The organism is Kitasatospora sp. SC0581, from assembly GCF_048159585.1.
Classification (GTDB): domain Bacteria; phylum Actinomycetota; class Actinomycetes; order Streptomycetales; family Streptomycetaceae; genus Kitasatospora.
On sequence record NZ_JBLRWA010000167.1, the window covers coordinates 1 to 412 of the forward strand.

Genomic DNA, 412 nt, shown 5'->3' on the forward strand with positions numbered 1-412 from the left:
CTTCACAGGGGTCGGTAGCGGAGGGTTTCGAGAAGGGAGTCAATGATTTTCCCAATATATTTATATCTAAACAGCTAGCTATCGAGTACAAAAAAAATAATAGTTTTTTATTTAAATATAATGAAAGTACAAAAGATTCGTTTGAAAAATCATTAAATCTTATAGATTACTATGACCAACAATGAACCGTTAATAGCCGATTATTTAATAACGGACTGAATCGATGTGATACAATCAAATTCTTATCGAATATTTTTCAGTTATTAATTGTGATTCTTTCATTATTTTCTATAAATTTAATCGCTTCTTCTTTTTGGGAGGCCCATTTGGCGGCAATCTCCGGCAGAGAAATATTAAGCCCCTGATGCGTGTCTTCATTTTCAACCCGGAGTACATCTTTTTCACGGTCATA

General features: G+C 33.3%; 2 protein-coding genes. One reads left to right on the forward strand and one right to left on the reverse strand.

What is annotated here, in order from left to right:
• The coding region (locus tag ACLWS4_RS37600) for a hypothetical protein (RefSeq protein ID WP_416876519.1) at positions 1-185 on the forward strand (185 nt) is incomplete at its 5' end.
• Between the two features lie 71 nt (positions 186-256).
• Here the strand turns inward: ACLWS4_RS37600 and ACLWS4_RS37605 are convergent.
• Positions 257-412, reverse strand: a 156-nt coding sequence (locus ACLWS4_RS37605) for a DUF1444 family protein (RefSeq protein ID WP_416876520.1), incomplete at its 5' end; no start/stop codon positions are given.